Raw genomic sequence first — 14,508 nt, forward strand, 5'->3', positions numbered from 1 at the left:
CTAGTCTCGTATTTCAGGCCGCGTTTGGGTCTAATGGGGGTGGATAGCGGAATATTCCGTTATTCACATAACATAATAAACAAACGATAGGCATAAACATAACATGAAAACGAAACGAAACCACGCCTTCACTCTGATCGAGTTGTTGGTGGTGATCACAATCATCGCGATTCTCGCGGGATTGGCGGTGCCCACCTACACCTACGTTCAGATGCTGGCCAATCAGACAAGAGGCGTCAACAACGCCAGACAGATCATCACCTCGATGAAACTGTTCTCCAGGGAACACAACAGCCAGTACCCCGACTCGGTGCAAAATCCGCAGACCGGCAGCCTGGCCCAGAATGCCAACGAGGCGTTCCGTCTCCTGATCCAGGAAAAGATCGTGAGTGATGAGCGCATCTTCGGCTGCCCCGCCGGATTCAACCCGGACGGCAACCTGGGGCAGAGCCCCAACTATGGCTATGCCCTGATGCCCGGTGAAAACCACTGGGCCATCACAGCCGGCCAGACGGACGCCACGGCGGGCAACATGCCCCTCGTGTATGAAAACCCAGCCTCCAGCAGCTGGCCTCCGCTCTGGAATGCCGACATGGCAGGAAAGATCGCCCCCGGCCGCACCTGGACGGGTGGCAAAATCATCATCGGCCGCAATGACGGCAGCGCGGCTGTGGAAACCCTGTCTGATACCAAAGGCATGGTGGGTCCCCGAGTCATGGCCGGTGGCCTGAACCTGTTCACCCAGGCTTCAGACGGCATCCCTCAGCGTGTCCTGCCTGTGGTCTATGGCGGTGCCGCCATGATCAACAAGGTAGATCCGATCGGGCCTCCGTCCGTCGATCAACGTGGGTTGCCCGGGACTCCTCCGCTTCCCGTAGCACCCGTCCCGCAAGGCGGCCTGCCCTCTCCGGGTCTGTAATCGGCCTTTGAGTCATTTGTGACATTCCACGCCGCCGGGTGCATGGCATCCGGCGGCTTTTTTGTGCCTGCGTTTGCGGGGAGCGCCTAGCCTGTGGTGGCATTTTCAATGACTTTGCCCCGGAGTCTCGCCTGACGGTATTTTTTTCTCGCATTTCCGCCCCCAGTTGGGTCTAATGAAACGGTACCGGATTAATTCGGAGCCCACATAACATCATAACCAACCCAGATAAAAGACACACATGAAAACGAAAAGAAACCAAGCCTTCACTCTGATCGAGTTGTTGGTGGTGATCACGATCATCGCGATTCTCGCGAGCTTGGCCGTGCCTGCCTTCACGATGGTCCAGACGCAAGGAAACCAGATGAAAGGCGTGAACAACTGCAAGCAGATCATTCTCTCGCTCAAGCAGTTCTCCAAGGACAACAACAGCCAGTATCCTGACTCGGTGCAGAATCCGCTGACAGGCAGCCTGGCCCAGACCGCGAATGACGCCTTCCGCTACATGATCCAGGAACAGATCGTGACTGATGAGCGCATTTTCGGCTGCCCTGCCGGCTACAACCCAGACAATAACATCGGCCAGGCCCCGAACTACGGCAATGCGCTGATGCCCGGCGAAAACCACTGGGCACTGACCGGCAACCAGACGGACACCACTGTGGGCAACATGCCGATCGTCTATGAAAACCCGGTCTCCATCAGCTGGCCTCCTCTTTGGAACGCTGATGTCTCTGGCCAGATCGCTCCCGGCCGCACCTGGCCTGGTGGCAAGATCATCATCGGCCGCAACGACGGCAGCGTCTCGGTTGAAGCTCTGGCAGGCAAAAGAGGCTCGGTCGGCCCGAAAATCATGGCTGGCGGTCTCAACATGTTCACCCAGGCTTCCCAGGGCATCCCGCAGCGTATCCTGCCCATCGTTTATGGCAACAACAGCATGAGCACCGGCGTCGGAACCGGTGGACAGGGCCCTGCAGGCGGCCTTCCCCCCACAGGTCTTGGCGCCCCTCTCGGTGGCGGCATGCCTGGCGGCGCACCTCCTCCAGCCCCTCTCGGTGGTGGCGCTCCTGCCCCTGGCGGCCTTCCCCCTTCAGGACTTTGATTCAAATCATTTAGTCTAAGGACAACTCACACCGCCGGATGGAGTTCCATCCGGCGGTTTTTTGTGATTGTCCCGCAAGGTTTGCTGGCAAACCACTTGACCCTTTACCCGCATCTTCGATTACTGTACTGATGATGAGCTTGCAGGCTTGTTCATGCGAAAACCTGCCGTCACCTCCTGAATCTCATGCCGAATTTCACCTTTTCCCGCCATGCATTGAAATGCCTGCTCACAGGCGCCTGCTGGGTTCTGATGACGGTGTCAATGCTGACGGGCACAGCCTGTGCTTTTGACACGGTTATCCTTGATCCAGGCCATGGGGCCCATGACCGCGGTGCAGCGATCGGATATGTTTATGAAAAGCACCTGGCACTGGATACAGCACGCCGGGTGGAGCAGCTGCTCAGAAAAGAGGGACTGAAGGTCATCATGTCACGCAGCCGCGATGTCTTCATTCCTCTGCATGACCGCTCCGCGCTGGGAAACAGCAAGGGCGGCGCCATTTTCGTCAGCATTCACTACAACTACAACAGAGGCGGCAGCGGTGCCGGTGCAGAGACCTATTACCACTTTTCCTCCAGCTACATGCTGGCAGCCTACATCCAGGCCTACCTGGTGCAGCGCACCAGCATGACCAACCGAGGTGTGAAGAGCGCCAACTTTCATGTCATCCGCGCCACCACCAAAAACCCGGCTGTGCTTGTGGAATGCGGTTTTGTAAGCAACTCCACCGAACGCGCCCGCATGCTTACGGGCGAATTCCGCGCCAAGATCGCCGAGGGCATCGCCCAAGGGATCATCGCCTTCAAGAAATCGAAGTAGGTCTCCACAGCATTCTGCCGGGCATCTTGCTGGAGCTTAGTCGCTGGGAGCGCCGATTTTAACCGGCTCAGGCGAATTTCCCCGCAGTTGCAATGCGACATGAGAGTCGCGGAAATGCGGGGCATGCCTTCACGTCGGATCTCTCCAAAGCCAATGGAATATCAGCGTTCCCAACACGGCACTGGATCGGTGCCGGTTAGTGAGCAGGAGACTTTTCCAAAGCGGGCTCGTCTTCCTCGACCTCTGCCTTGAGAGCCTTGGCCTTGCGATCCGACAATGCCAGAAACACGCCGTAGCCAAGCAACACCAGCTGGCTGAGCCAGTAGGCGTAGATTTTGGGCCAGATGCCGTCTGTAAAACCGTACGCATGCAAACCGACGCCAAGCTGGTTCACGCCGAACCACGAGAAGATCACGATACAGCCGAGGATCAGATTGCAGCAGTGCAGGCCGATCTCACGGATGTAGCCACCGAGACGGGCATGCAGGATGACGAGGCACATGAGCACAATCATGAGCGCTCCATTTTCCTTGGGGTCCCAGCCCCAGAAACGCCCCCAGCTGTAGTTGGCCCAGATGCCGCCCAGCACGGTGCCTACGAGGGAGAGGAAAAGACCGGTGGCGATGAAGCCATAGGCGACGCGGGTCAGCAGGCGAGCATCTCCCTCGCCCGTTTTATACAGACCGAAAATACGCTGGATGAAATAGATCATCGAGATCAACGCCGCCACCATGCAGGCCGCATAGCCAAGATTGATCATGGGCACGTGGGTGGAGAGCCAGAAATTCGTGATCAGCACGGCCTGAAGCTGCTGAAGGGTGTCGGTGGCTTCGGAAGCTTCAAACTGGATGGAGAGAAACATGCACGCTGTGCCACCGATGGCTGCCACGAGCAGGCCCAGGCCTCGCTTTGTGATCCACTCCGCTATCAAGCCTAGCAGGGCGCAGGAGGCACCGATGAAGAGAATGGTTTCATACAAGGTCGTAATGGGGGGACGCTGCATGATGATGCAGCGGATCACCACACCGGTCACAGCCAGCGCGGTGGCCGCGCCCAGCAGCACCCAGGCAGAGAGCCTGGCGGCTTTTTCAAAGCCTGATCCGGGTGAAACCCAGGTCAGCGCCACAGCGATGAATCCCACGAGGAAAATCCACTGCGCATAAAAAAAGTAGTCTGCGCGCATCAGGTGCTGCTCCAGAGCGACGTATTGCCCCTCCCCACGCGCCTTGGCCGCGTCCTGGATCTTGAGCAGCAGCGTCTTGGCGGCAGTCTTGAACTTTGTCGCATCTGGCAAGGCCAGATAAACTTCTTCATAGAGGCCAAGCCAGGCAAGCTGATCTGCCGTCACATCTTTGTCGCTGTTGATCGCGCCAAAAATCATCTCTCCCGGTCCATTCCAGACATTGCCCTGGCCGGCGGCTGGCGGAAAGATACGGTATTGCTGCTCGGGATTGCCACTCATCATGGCCCCCAGTGCGGCCTGCGCGAAAGCCCTGAACCAAGGGATTTGCATCGGCGGACCATTATTGGCCCGAATGGCTGCCACAAAGGTGTTCAGACTTTGGGACAATCGAACAGGCTGGGACACACCGGCTGGCAGTCCCTCCGGCTTTTCTCCCAGAGGCTTGCGAATGAAGTCGAAATGCCCCGTGATCATTTCGTAGTCGAGAAAGTTCGCAGCAAGCTGCACAATCATGCGCTGCTCAGGTGTTTGCTTGCGGGCGGGGATATCGCGATACTCACCCATTTTTTGCATCAAAAGCTGCCGCGCGGGCTCGATCTCGGCATAGGTATATTGGTCGCGCTTGGCTTTGGCTGTGAGCCCGAGTTCGCTGATGGCGGAGGAATTGTCCACTTTGAACAGAGGCACGATCCTGCCGATGTCAGGCCGGAACCAGCTCATGAGCATCCACTCAACGGCATTTAGTTTAACGGGCTTGCCTCCCTCTTTGGTGATCGGCTTTTGTGTGGCGGGGTCCACCAACGGCTTGCCATCCATTTCACCGCTATCCGTCAGCCAGAGGCTGCGGCGCGCACGAAAGCGCAGCAAGCGATAGCTGGCGATGTTTTCCAGAGGCTTGATACGTCCGGTCTCCTGCACCGGGATGGCAGCAAAGGTGTCGACGACCTCTTTGTCACGAAACAGGTCGAGAGGCGGCAGGTCCGCCGCAGAGGCCAGACCACCGAGGACGAACAGGCTTAAAAGAACAAAACGGAGAGTTTTCATACAGTAAGGTACGTGGACCGAAGCGGGCGTTTAGAGAAGCATCTTCATCGCGAGTGCAAAGGCTGCATTGAAGACGACGATGAGGCTGAGCGAGAAAGCCCAGGGGTTCACCTTGATAAAACGGGCCAGCATCATGAGAAAATGCAGCAGCAGTCCTTCAGCCACGATGATGCAGGAAATGAGAGGCCAGTGGTCGGCGGGGTTTTCGACGATCATGAAGCCGGAGCTTTTCACACCAGTCCCCTCCTTGTCGCCAGAGCTGAAGGTGCTCTGAAAGACCGCATAGCCTTCGCTGCGGACAGGTTCGTTCATGGTGATGACCCGCTTCTCCTCGCGACCATCTTCGAGCTTGGTCACCTTGCTGGTAAAGCGCCGCGCACGCTGGGTGCCGGGATGCTTCTCCTCCTCCGTATGGTCCAGACGCACGGCAAAGGGCAGCTTGTAGGTGCGGTGCACGAGGGAGATCAGATATTTATCAGCTCCGACGGTGACCGTCCATGGGGCGGCGGCAAATTCCCAAAGAATGCCCGTCTGCTTTTCACCACTGCCTTTAATCTTTGCGATGGCCACGCAGGCGCTGGCGAGTTGTTCGTCGGCCATCGCAGCTCCAGATTCATCCAGTTCGGGCAGTTGCTGAATGAAGTAGCCGTCCACTGCGTCTGTGCGGCTGCCGTCGGCATCGCGCTTGGGCTGGGCGTGCTTTTTCCACCCGGTGATGATGAGGTCAAAAGGCAGCTTTTCGCTGGTGAAGGTGCGGCCATTGCCAGCGGTGGTGAGGTCGCGAAACTTGCTCTCGTCGATCACCAAGGCAGAGCGTTTGGCCTTGCCATCCGTCTGCAGTTTTTCGATCTCAATGACACGGTCGTGGAAGCTGAGGAACTCGTCATTCGTCTGGCCTTCGCTCAGGCTCATGTTCCCCTCCTTGGCGAAGTGATGCGTCACCGCACCGGCGGCGATCATGAAGAGGATGGCGAAGTGGGAGATGATGACGCCGATGGTCTTCGGTGACTTGCGGACACGCACGATGCCACCCAGCAGGAGATTCACGAAGAGGATGGCCATCAGCGTGTAGCCGCCGGGCACGATGTAGAGCGGCAGCGTGACGTTGCCGATGTTCCAGTACCCGTCAAACGCCAGAGCGCGCCAGCAGGCGCCGATGTCGATGCGGTCAATGAAGGCAGACTCAAAGTAGCGCGCCTGACTGGCCACCAAGCCGTGCTCCGCCTGCTCCAGGGTGCCCAGAAAAGTGAGCACCAGCAGCATGATCAGCACCGCTGTGGCGAGGCCGAAGCCGGAAAGGAAGGCGAAGATTTTCGCAAAAATAGACTTGGGTTGCGTGGACACGATGAGGAGAGGCGGGGGACTGTAAAAATAACGAAATCAGAATGAGAAACGGCGAGGAAAATTCGAAGTTCGAACCACGAATGCAGACGCCTGTGGTTTGGCCATCAGGCAGTACCTCGTCGTTCTCAATTCTGGTTTCATCACTCCTGCTTGGGCAGGTTCGGTTTGATCGACTGACAGAAGGCATCAAAGGCGGCGGCATTTTGCTCCACAAGCGCCTTGGGACCGGTAAGTTTGACGAAAATCGTGGCCTGATCGGCAGAATGAATCAGACCGAGCATGCGGTAGCCGGTTTTGGCCGCTTCGGCGCCGAAGCCTTTGAAGTCGCCATCAAATGCCACGAAGGTCGCGTCTCGGTTGAAGAAGGGCTTCTTTGGAAGCTTGGAGATTTCTTCCGATGTGTAAGCGGGCTGTCCCATCTGGGTGCGCCAGCGGTTGACGTTGGCCTCAAGCCCACCCGCAGGGCCTGGCATCAGTGAGATGTAGCATTCCCCCTCCTGACTCGGACCAAACCTCAGGTCGAGCAGGCGCATGCCCATGGGATCGGGAGTTGTGGATTCGCTCCAGCCTTCAGGGACCGTCCAGGTCAGCAGCTCGCGGAAGTTAGGCCGCTGTTGCTGCTGCTGCGGCTGTTCTTTCGCATCGTCGTAAAAGCGAGTGGCGCTGGGGATATCTGCATGCGGTTTGGGCGCGTAGCTGGAAATCTCGCGCGATTCCATGATGGCCTCCACGTCCTGGGGAGGCTTGCATGAGACCATGAAAAGACTGCACGCAAGCAGCAGGCAGGATGGTTGGAAAGATGTCATCGACAGGGAACGCATGGGGGGACGAAATGATTAGCAGCATCCTCGGTGAATGCCACGAAGATGCGCAGGTGCGCGAGATAAAGCTGGCTGGAGCACGTGAAGCGCTGTTCAGGCGCCCTTGTGGTCAGTATGGCAGGCTTTGCAGTTGACCGCAGCCTTGTAGGCGGCGGCACCGGCAGGGTCCTTGGCCTGCACTTTTTTCACCGCGCCGATGAGCGCCTGGCATTTGGTGACCCATGCGGCCTTGTCACCTTTCGGCGGCGTGGCGGCGCACATGTCCTGGTAGGCCTTGAGCAGCGTGGCGAGTTCTGCATCCGTGGCGGTGGTGCCCACTTTTTTGCAGAGGGCGTCATCGCCTTTGTGGAAGTTCTTCATGGCGGTCTTGATGACTTCGCTGCCAGCGGCGGGTTTCGCAGCGGGAGCTGGCGCGGGAGCAGCGGGCTTGGCCGGGGCGGGTGGCGCAGGAGGCGGAGCGGTCAGCTTGGCGATCTCCTCCGCCGTAAGGCCCACGTTCACCTTGAGCCCTGGCACCTGGCCTTCGAGCGCCTTGGCTCCGGCCTGCGTGACACCGGTTTCCCACACAAAGAGCTTCTTCAGCCCCTTGGCCGAGGCGAGCTTGGCGATGCCGCCGTCCGTGGTCTTGGTGCCGTAGAGGTTGAGGTATTCCAGCTTGGAAAGCGCGCCGAGTTTGGCGACACCGGCATCGGTGAACTTGGTGTTCTCCAGGTGCAGACGTTCGAGATTGGTCATCTTGGCCAGCGTCTCCGCGGCGGCGTCGGTGATCTGGCTGCGAGAGAGGTCAACCCAGAGGATCTGTGAGGCGATGGGGGCCAGCAGGGCCAGCTCCTTGTCGCCAAACTTGTCAGCAGCATTGATCACGCCCAAGCGGAGTTGCTCCGTATCCTGCGCCAGCGGCATCAGCGAGGCATTGAGCGCCTGCATCTTGGCGGAGATTTCCGCGACGAGCTTTTTCTCCGCGTCCGTGAGGGGCTTGGGCTTCGGCTTGGTGACCTTGGCCACGGCCTCGGTTTTTGGCAGGCCTTTGGCAAGCAGCACGGCGAGCGCGCCTTCGACATCGGCTGGGGCTTTGACGGAGGCCACGGTGGCGGTCTCGGAGGCGCCGTTTTCGATCCACCATGTCAGCACGGCGATCTCTTCCTTGGTCAGCTGCGGCTCGTCGCTCGGAGGCATGTGGTCGTCATCATCCTTGGGCAGATTGGCGCGGACAAGCAGAAGGCTGTCCTTGGTGTTCTTGGCGATGACGGTCGTCGCACCATCGCTGCCGCCTTTGAGCATGGCGGCGTAGTCATGAAGCTGGAGCTTGCCCTTCTTCTTTTCCACACCGTGGCAGGAGATGCACTTGGCGCTCATGATCGAAGCGACGACATCCTTGTAAATGACGGCCTTGGCAGCGATGGCGGGGTCCAGTTTGGCGCCCGCAGCAGGTGCGGGGGCAGCCGCCGGGGCTGCGGGCTTGGCAGTGGCAGGCGCAGGTGCGGGGGCTGGTTTTGCGGGCGCAGCAGCGGGAGCGGCCGCCACCACGGCCACGGGCTTGGCATCGTCCTCGGCGGTCCAGCCGGTGTTGATGTGGGACTTGGGCAGCTTGGCCTTGAGCGCGGCCACGCCAGCCTTCGTCACACCGGTCTGCCAGAGGTAGATGGCGTTCAGCTTGCCGAGACCCGCGAGCTTGCCGACGCCTGCGTCGGTGATCTTGGTGTTGTAGAGGTTCAGGTATTCGAGCTCCGTCAGGCCCTTGAGGTGATCCAGGCCCGCGTCGGTGATGGCCGTGCCTTCCAGGTGGAGTTCCTTGAGATTCTTCATGCCAGCGAGAGCCTTGAGGCCGCCGTCTGTGACCTTGCTGCGGGCGATGTCGAGTGAGGCGATCTTGTCGGCGATTGGCAGGAGCGGTTCGAGCCCCGCATCCCCAAACTCCTTGGCCACATTCAAAGCGGTGAAGCGGAAGGTCTTCGCATCAGCCGCGATGGGCATGAGCGAAGCACCGCTGGCATTCACTTTCTGCAGCGCGGCGGCGAGGGCGGGATCTGCAGCGGCTTTGTCATCGGCGGCATGCGCGGTGAAGGCGAGTGCCAGGGCGAAGAGGAGGGAGGTTGGTTTCATGAATGAGGCGGACAAAATTTCAGCAATGGGTACAGGCAACAAAAGGCGTGAATTGGACTAGCCTTTCAGAATTCCATCAACGGTGGCCTGAAGCTCGGCGGGAAATTTGGCATCGCTGACCTTCTGAGTGCCGCTGGCCCCCTGCTCCACCCACCATTTCAGCAGGGCGATCTCTTCCGGAGTGAGCTGGTCCTTGCCTTCAGGCGGCATGTGCTCGTCATCGCTGTCAGGCAGCAAAATGCGCACGATGCTGAGGCTGTCCTTGAGATTTCCAGCAACGAAGTTCTTGCCGTTCTCGCCGCCTTTCATGGCCATTTCATAGGTGTCCATGCGCAGATCGCCCTTCGACTTCTCCTCGCTGTGGCACTTGTTGCACTTCGCGGTGAGGACAGGGAGGATGACGTGCTGGAAGACGAGCTTTTCATTGCCGCCAGCCGGGGTCACCGGAGCAGGTGCGGGCGTGCCGGCGGGCGTGCCGGCGGGTGCAGGCGCCGGGGCGGGTGGCGGGGCGGGTGGCGGCGTGGGCTTTTCAGCCACGTCGGTCTTGGCTTCAGCGGCGGGTGGCGCGGACTTTTCCGCCTTCGGCTTTTCCACAAAGCTCAGCATCCATTTTTCCAGAGCCACCGTCGGGCCTTTGAACCACGCGGGCGCGTGCTCGATGAGGAACTTGTTCCCGTGGCTCATGTTGCCGCCGAAGTGCGCCCCCAGGCCCATGATGCCAAAGCTGACGAAGTACAGCGCACGGTAGGCATTCAGCAGCTCCATGCTGCCGCGGGCCATGCCCATGAGGCGCACGACGAGGGCTATCAGCACACCGGCGGTGCCGAGCAGACCCATGGTCTGGTGCAGGCTGAAATTGCCGCCCACGTAGCCGCCCTCACGGGAGAGCATGATGCCGGCAAACACCGCCAGCAGGGCCCCCGCCGAGCCGATGATGAGCATGATCAGAGAGGCTTCGCCATATTTTTGCTCTCCGCGCTGGGTGGAGCAAATGAGCTCAAACAGGCAGAGCACCCCGAGGATGCCCACCGGGAGGTGCAGCAAGATGGGGTGAAAGCGGCCGATGAAGAGCACGAAGCTGGAAACCTCCCCTTTCGGTGCCTCATACAATGGCGGGAAGAACATCAGGCCGATCACATAAACCACGATGAGGAGGATGGAGGTGATCCAGGCTAAAGTTAAAGATTTCGGCTCGTCGGTCTCAGGCGAATGCGAAGACATGGGATAAAGTGCGGAGAGGTTGGGGAGAGAGTGATGTGGCGCTGCTAGTAACGCCATCCCGGAGAAATATTCATCATGAACCTGATGGTGAATGCTGCAAACATTGAGCACGCCTTTTGTCAGATTCTGACCGTATCTTGTGCTCCCTCCTTGTTTTTTGCATGTCACGCCCCGTCCTCCACTGGTTCCGCCGCGACCTTCGCCTCACTGACAACACCGCGCTGCACCATGCCGCCAAGTCATCTGCCCAGGTCATTCCAGTTTACATACTCAGCGACTGGAAGCAGCATCACGGCTGGACGGGGCCGAACCGTCAGCAGTTCCTGTGCGGAAATCTGGAGTCTCTGGCCAAAAATCTGGAGGCGCTGGGCAGCCGCCTGATCATCCGCTGCGGCCGTGCCGATGCGGAGCTGGAGCGCCTGATCCGCGAGACGCAGGCGGAGGCCGTGTACTTCAATCGCGACTACGATCCCTACGGCCGCGCAATGGAGAAACGCGTGCAGGAGCTGTGCACGCGCCTGGACATCGAGTGCCATTCCCATCAGGACAGCGTGCTGCATGAGCCCGATGCCGTGCTGACGGGCTCAGGGCTGCCCTACCGAGTATACACGCCATATTCGAAAAACTGGCTGAACCAGCCCAAGACTGCGCCTCACGGCCGCCCACGCACGCTTGGCCCCGCCGCTCCAGCCACAGTGACCAGCCTGCCCCTGCCCACGCTGGAGCACTGGCAACTCCCCCCCTGCACCGCGCAGATCCCCGCACCGGGTGAGCGCGCTGCGCGGGAGAGGCTGAAGCACTTTATCAGCTCCGGCATCCTGCACCGCTACGGTCAGGAGCGGAACCTTCCCGCCGGGCAGACCACCTCCATGCTCAGCCCGGATCTGCGCTACGGCCTGCTCAGCATTCGCGAGATCTATCAGCGCTGCCAGGAGGCGCTGGTGGATGAATCTGGCAAGCCCCAGCCCGCCGCCGCGCAGGCGTCCATCCAGACCTACATCAAGGAGCTGGCATGGCGGGAGTTTTACATGGCCATCCTCTGGCACTACCCGCATGTCTTTGAGCAGGAGTTTGCACCGGACTGGGTGGGGCTGCCCTGGCCGGGCACCGACAGCGACTTTCAGCGCTGGGCCACGGGCACCACGGGCTTTCCCATCGTGGACGCCGGCATGCGCCAGCTGCTGAAAACGGGCCTCATGCACAACCGCCTGCGGATGATCACGGCCATGTTTCTCACCAAAGACCTGCACTGCGACTGGCGGTTGGGAGAGGCCTTTTTCATGCAGCAGCTGGTGGACGGAGAAAACGCCAGCAACAATGGCGGCTGGCAGTGGAGCGCCGGCACCGGTGCCGATGCCGCCCCCTACTTCCGCATCCAGAACCCCTGGCTTCAAAGCGCCCGCTTTGACCCCGATGGCCTCTACATCAAGCAGTGGGTGCCCGAGCTCAAAGACGTCCCCGCCGCACTGCTGCACGAGCCCCCCAAACCGGGCCTGCCTTTGGCCAAAGGTTACCCGCTGCCGATGGTGGATCACCACGCCGAGCGCGACAGGTGTCTGGCGATTTTTGCCAAGCACAAGGAAGAGCGGGCGTAAAAGACGCCCGCTCACCTGCTGCCGATTAATGCGGCAATCCCATCCCACAAGCGGAGCCGTGCATTCAGGGCTTCCCTGGCCGCAGCGCAGGCCTCTGCCTCGCGCTGGGGAATGCCTCCACAGAGCAACTCCACCATCGTGCGGCCCATCTCGCCGTGCTCGTCGCCATCGAGCTGGATGTGGCGGTCCAGGTAGTAGCGAAGGATTTTGAGGCGGCCGGGGAATTCGGCCTCCAGCCGAGCCACGAGTTCGTGGAACATGGCCGGGATCAGATCCTCACGACCATACGTAAACGCCGCAGCAATCACATGGGGCTTTCCACCTGCGATCACTTCAAACGTGTGTCTGACAAACTCCGCCACGCAGTCCGTCACACCGCTGGCTGCCAGCGCCTCGAAGATGCCTGCGCCCTGTTGCAGCTGCTGGATGAAGCCCTGCACGGCGGTGGTGTCTGCACCGGCCTCCTGCATGGCCTGCAGGTAGAGCTCATAGTGGCTGGAGGGCGTTCCGTCCGGCGCGCGGTCGCTCTCCTCTCCGAGGACGATTTCATTGACCAGACGGCGCACCTGATTGTCACCCACAGGCACCCAGGGCACCTGCACGCAGGTGAGCCGCTGCTGCAGGGCCTTGAGCAGGGACATGAAATCCCACACGGCAAACACATGGCACTCCATGAACTGCGCCAGATCCCCCAGCGTGCTCAGCCGGGCGTAGAGCGGATGCCCCAGCAGGGCGGCACGTGCGGTTTCGATTTCGGCGGCGGTGGTCTTTTGAAATGAGGTCATGGATGGAGGCTGGCTGCTGCTGGAGAGACTGGATGAGCAGCAACGGCAGGCCCTTCCCTGCCCCTGTCCCAATCAGGATAGCAAGCGATCTTCTCTACGTCGAAGCAGCGTCTTCGGATGCGGCTTCAAAAGACGACATCCGTGCCTGCCTCTAGCCTCCTGCAGACTGGCCGGGCGGGAAACCGGTCTAGGTATGCCTTAGCGCCTCCACGGGATTCATCATGGCAGCACGTCTTGCAGGATAAATCCCAAACGCGATGCCGGTGAGCACGGAGATGGAGAAAGCGAGGATGGGGGACCACATCTTGATGACGGTGGTGACTCCGGCGAATTTGGTGACGGCGAGCGGGATGCTGAGACCTAGAACGACCCCCAAAACGCCACCGACGCCGGCGAGCAGCACGGTCTCAATAAGAAACTGGACGACGATGTCGTTCTGGCGCGCGCCCAGGGCGCGGCGGATGCCGATCTCCCGTGTGCGCTCGGTGACGCTGGCGAGCATGATGTTCATGATGCCGATGCCGCCGACAAGGAGGGAGATAGCGGCAATGCTGCCTAGCACGATGCTGAAGATCTGCTTGGTGCGCTCGGCCTGCTTGAGCAGTTCCACGGGGACGATGATGCGCCAGTCCTCTTTTTTGTGGTTTCTGGTCATGAGGTGGCGGATGGCCTCGGCGCGGCTTTCGACCATGTTCACGTCGTCGACACGGATCACGGCCTCGTGAAACTGCACTTTTTCCGCCTCAAAGCTTCCGGTTCGAAAACGGTAAAACACCTCCCCATATTGGTCCATCAGGGTGGTGAACGGAATCATGATCTGCGCCGGAGACTGGGCGGAGTGACTGCCGCCGGAGGCATCGGTGCCGACCGCCTGGCCTTCATCCTGGATGATGCCGATGACCTTGTAGTAAAAGCCTTTCACCCGGACGGATTTGCCCACGGGAGAAGACAGCTGAAAAATGCGCGCGGCGACGGTCTCATTGACGACACAGACGGGAAGGTTGTCCTTCATCTCCATGTCATTGAAAAAGCGCCCAGCGACCATGCGCCGGTTGCGCATCTCCGGGTACACGGGCAGCACGCCCATGACCTGGCCGTCCACACTGCGATCCAGATTCCAGATATTCTCCGAAATGTAGCGGCTGGGCACCACGATGCGGATGCTAGGCACGGTCTGACGGATCTGATCGATGTCGCGCAGGGTGATGCCGTACTCGCTGATCATGCTGCGTGATTCTCCATTGGACCCCTGCCCGTCCGGCGGCTTGACACTTTGCAGGATAATGTTCTGGCTGCCGAGCTTGCGGATCTGCTCCTGAGCTTCGTGACTGGCACCTTCACCGATGGCCAGCATGGCCACCACGGAGGCGACGCCAAAGACGACGCCGAGCGCGGTGAGAAAGGAGCGCAGCTTGTGCAGCCAGATGGTCTTGATACCCAGCGAAAGGGTGCGCCACAGATGCTGTGGCGAAGCGATGAGGCGTAGTACGGGATGCGCGGTGAGAAAAGACATTCAGGGGGGACTGAATCATACGGCGTCAACCGCACGAAATTGCCACGATCTCGCAC

11 protein-coding genes are annotated in these 14,508 nt (G+C 59.9%); 4 read left to right on the forward strand and 7 right to left on the reverse strand.

Annotated features, from left to right (window positions below; genetic code table 11):
• Positions 1-103: 103 nt before the first annotated feature.
• The 3 genes from ACZ5WW_RS04165 (at position 104) to ACZ5WW_RS04175 (ending at position 2,843) form a co-directional block, all read left to right on the forward strand.
• Complete coding sequence (locus tag ACZ5WW_RS04165; RefSeq protein WP_377167497.1) at positions 104-919, forward strand: type II secretion system protein; 816 nt, start codon at positions 104-106, stop codon at positions 917-919.
• Positions 920-1,160: 241 nt separating this feature from the next.
• Positions 1,161-2,021 (forward strand): type II secretion system protein, encoded by an 861-nt coding sequence (locus ACZ5WW_RS04170; protein ID WP_377167494.1) that lies wholly within the window; start codon positions 1,161-1,163, stop codon positions 2,019-2,021.
• A gap of 264 nt (positions 2,022-2,285) precedes the next feature.
• Positions 2,286-2,843, forward strand: a complete 558-nt coding sequence (locus ACZ5WW_RS04175; RefSeq protein ID WP_464694263.1) for an N-acetylmuramoyl-L-alanine amidase family protein — start codon at positions 2,286-2,288, stop codon at positions 2,841-2,843.
• Positions 2,844-3,039: 196 nt separating this feature from the next.
• Here ACZ5WW_RS04175 and ACZ5WW_RS04180 read toward each other — a convergent pair whose 3' ends face one another.
• The 5 genes from ACZ5WW_RS04180 to ACZ5WW_RS04200 all read right to left on the reverse strand — a co-directional run bounded on the left by ACZ5WW_RS04180 (position 3,040) and on the right by ACZ5WW_RS04200 (position 10,559).
• A complete protein-coding gene (locus tag ACZ5WW_RS04180) occupies positions 3,040-5,070 on the reverse strand; it encodes a cytochrome c biogenesis protein (RefSeq protein WP_377167488.1) in 2,031 nt (676 codons plus the stop codon).
• Between the two features lie 30 nt (positions 5,071-5,100).
• Positions 5,101-6,414 (reverse strand): cytochrome c biogenesis ResB family protein, encoded by a 1,314-nt coding sequence (locus ACZ5WW_RS04185; RefSeq protein WP_377167485.1) that lies wholly within the window; start codon positions 6,412-6,414, stop codon positions 5,101-5,103.
• Positions 6,415-6,554: 140 nt separating this feature from the next.
• Positions 6,555-7,220 carry a hypothetical protein gene (locus tag ACZ5WW_RS04190; protein WP_377167482.1) on the reverse strand — a complete coding sequence of 222 codons (666 nt, stop codon included), beginning with the start codon at positions 7,218-7,220 and terminating at the stop codon, positions 6,555-6,557.
• Between the two features lie 108 nt (positions 7,221-7,328).
• On the reverse strand, positions 7,329-9,338 hold the full coding sequence (locus ACZ5WW_RS04195; protein WP_377167479.1) for a leucine-rich repeat domain-containing protein: 2,010 nt from the start codon (positions 9,336-9,338) through the stop codon (positions 7,329-7,331).
• A 57-nt stretch (positions 9,339-9,395) separates the two neighbouring features.
• The gene (locus ACZ5WW_RS04200) at positions 9,396-10,559 is read right to left on the reverse strand and encodes a c-type cytochrome domain-containing protein (RefSeq protein WP_377167476.1); all 1,164 of its coding nucleotides are present in this window, start codon (positions 10,557-10,559) and stop codon (positions 9,396-9,398) included.
• Positions 10,560-10,720: 161 nt separating this feature from the next.
• Here ACZ5WW_RS04200 and ACZ5WW_RS04205 point away from each other — a divergent pair, with 161 nt between their 5' ends.
• Entirely contained in the window at positions 10,721-12,154 is a 1,434-nt protein-coding gene (locus ACZ5WW_RS04205; RefSeq protein ID WP_377167473.1) for a cryptochrome/photolyase family protein, read from the forward strand.
• Between the two features lie 11 nt (positions 12,155-12,165).
• Here the strand turns inward: ACZ5WW_RS04205 and ACZ5WW_RS04210 are convergent, their stop codons facing one another.
• A complete protein-coding gene (locus ACZ5WW_RS04210) occupies positions 12,166-12,939 on the reverse strand; it encodes a DUF3050 domain-containing protein (RefSeq protein WP_377167470.1) in 774 nt (257 codons plus the stop codon).
• A gap of 187 nt (positions 12,940-13,126) precedes the next feature.
• Positions 13,127-14,452 (reverse strand): ABC transporter permease, encoded by a 1,326-nt coding sequence (locus tag ACZ5WW_RS04215; protein ID WP_377167467.1) that lies wholly within the window; start codon positions 14,450-14,452, stop codon positions 13,127-13,129.
• Positions 14,453-14,508: the final 56 nt, after the last annotated feature.

The sequence above is a fragment of the Prosthecobacter fluviatilis genome, assembly GCF_055388355.1.

Excerpts from the sequence above, each read along its gene's own strand:
- ACZ5WW_RS04165 (WP_377167497.1), top strand. The coding sequence starts at position 104 with ATGAAAACGAAACGAAACCACGCCTTCACTCTGATCGAGTTGTTGGTG.
- ACZ5WW_RS04170 (WP_377167494.1), top strand. The coding sequence starts at position 1,161 with ATGAAAACGAAAAGAAACCAAGCCTTCACTCTGATCGAGTTGTTGGTG.
- ACZ5WW_RS04175 (WP_464694263.1), top strand. The coding sequence starts at position 2,286 with ATGCTGACGGGCACAGCCTGTGCTTTTGACACGGTTATCCTTGATCCA.
- ACZ5WW_RS04180 (WP_377167488.1), bottom strand. The coding sequence starts at position 5,070 with ATGAAAACTCTCCGTTTTGTTCTTTTAAGCCTGTTCGTCCTCGGTGGT.
- ACZ5WW_RS04190 (WP_377167482.1), bottom strand. The coding sequence starts at position 7,220 with ATGACATCTTTCCAACCATCCTGCCTGCTGCTTGCGTGCAGTCTTTTC.
- ACZ5WW_RS04195 (WP_377167479.1), bottom strand. The coding sequence starts at position 9,338 with ATGAAACCAACCTCCCTCCTCTTCGCCCTGGCACTCGCCTTCACCGCG.
- ACZ5WW_RS04200 (WP_377167476.1), bottom strand. The coding sequence starts at position 10,559 with ATGTCTTCGCATTCGCCTGAGACCGACGAGCCGAAATCTTTAACTTTA.
- ACZ5WW_RS04205 (WP_377167473.1), top strand. The coding sequence starts at position 10,721 with ATGTCACGCCCCGTCCTCCACTGGTTCCGCCGCGACCTTCGCCTCACT.
- ACZ5WW_RS04210 (WP_377167470.1), bottom strand. The coding sequence starts at position 12,939 with ATGACCTCATTTCAAAAGACCACCGCCGCCGAAATCGAAACCGCACGT.
- ACZ5WW_RS04215 (WP_377167467.1), bottom strand. The coding sequence starts at position 14,452 with ATGTCTTTTCTCACCGCGCATCCCGTACTACGCCTCATCGCTTCGCCA.